The 1,361-nt window shown below is 62.4% G+C and carries 2 protein-coding genes; both read right to left on the reverse strand.

Going from position 1 to position 1,361, the window contains the following annotated elements; translation table 11 throughout:
• Positions 1 to 217 precede the first annotated feature (217 nt).
• The gene (locus HX846_RS35830) at positions 218 to 598 is read right to left on the reverse strand and encodes a hypothetical protein (protein ID WP_087694648.1); all 381 of its coding nucleotides are present in this window, start codon (positions 596 to 598) and stop codon (positions 218 to 220) included.
• Positions 599 to 612: 14 nt separating this feature from the next.
• Positions 613 to 1,361, reverse strand: a 749-nt coding sequence (locus tag HX846_RS35835; protein WP_372242059.1) for a type II and III secretion system protein family protein, incomplete at its 5' end; no start/stop codon positions are given.

The following is a 1,361-nucleotide window of genomic DNA, read 5'->3' on the forward strand; positions in this document are numbered from 1 at the left end:
AAAAGTGACCCGCTGTAAGAGCGGAACCCTAAGTGGCCGTTACCGCAGGAATGGATATGTACGCGGTAAGCTTCAAGATCCCGGTCGCCTACCAGTCCGCTTTCGCGAGCAAGCCCGCTCCCACATTTGGATGGTGGTGTGGCAGATGGATCTGCTGGGCCTGGAATACCGCTATCGCAGGCAAGCCAGCTCCCACAGAGGACATGTGAACGCAGGGTCATTGCTGTGCTCCCGGAGCGCCAGCCTTGGCCTCTTGCTGAGCCTGACGCCGCTGCAACTGCTCCCGATCAAACCCCTCGATATACACCTGCGCCGCCCGCCCAACCGGCGCCGCCATCGCAGGCCCCGTCGCCCGCCCCTGATTCAAATCCTGGCGCTGCTCCACCATCTGCATCAAATTCAAATTGTTGGCACAGCCCAGCGGCAAGGTCGCCTTGAAATCCTCGTCCAGTCCAATCTCGTCCTTGGCCGGCGGCTGCTGGCACTGGCTTGGCACCCCGTCCGCCTGATACTGCGGCGAGTAATACACCGGCGCCAGATGCGTCTTGCAGCCCACCACCAACAGGGGCAAACACATCAACAAACGCGAAACTTTCATGCCATGCCCCCTCATCAATTCATGTAGAAACCAAACGCCCCACCACTGCGCGGCCCCGCCGCTGCGGCGGTCGCAGGCTGCGCATCCAGCGGCGTGGCCAGGGTGCGACTGCGCACCGGCTCCACCAGGTACGGCGTAATCAAAATCACCAATTCGGTTTCATTGCGCTGAAAACGCTTGGAGCGAAACAGGTTGCCCAGGATCGGCAAGTCCCCCAGCAACGGCAGCTTCTCGATGTCCTGGCTGCTCTCACGCTGGAACAAACCGGCAATCGCAAACGTCTGCCCGCTGCCCACTTCCACCCGCGTATCGGCGCGGCGCACGCTGAACGACGGCACATGGAAATTGCCAAAATCCACCGTGCCGCCACTCACCACACTGCTGACCTCAGGGCGCACTTGCAGGGCGATACGGCCGTTGGGCAGCAGCGTCGGGTTGAACAGCAGCGACACGCCGAACGACTTGTATTCGATCCCCACCAGGTCCCGATTCACCGGCACCGGGATCGCCACTTCGCCGCCCGCCAGGAAGCTCGCCGTTTGCCCGGTCATGGCGGTGATGTTCGGCTCGGCCAGGATTTGCAGGATCCCGTTGGCCTGCAACGCGTCGAGCATGCCGTCGATATTGGTATTGCCCGAACCGCTGCCCGCTGCCGCCAGGCCACCGGCGGTGGCGGCGGCCAGCGGTCCGCCGGTGATCAGGCCAAAGGAGAACGTGCCGTTGCTGAACATGGCGTTCCAGTTAACCCCGTAAAGCAGCAGTT

The sequence above is a fragment of the Pseudomonas sp. K5002 genome (assembly GCF_013386655.1).
In the GTDB taxonomy this organism is placed as follows: domain Bacteria; phylum Pseudomonadota; class Gammaproteobacteria; order Pseudomonadales; family Pseudomonadaceae; genus Aquipseudomonas.

Excerpts from the sequence above, each read along its gene's own strand:
- HX846_RS35830 (WP_087694648.1), bottom strand. The coding sequence starts at position 598 with ATGAAAGTTTCGCGTTTGTTGATGTGTTTGCCCCTGTTGGTGGTGGGC.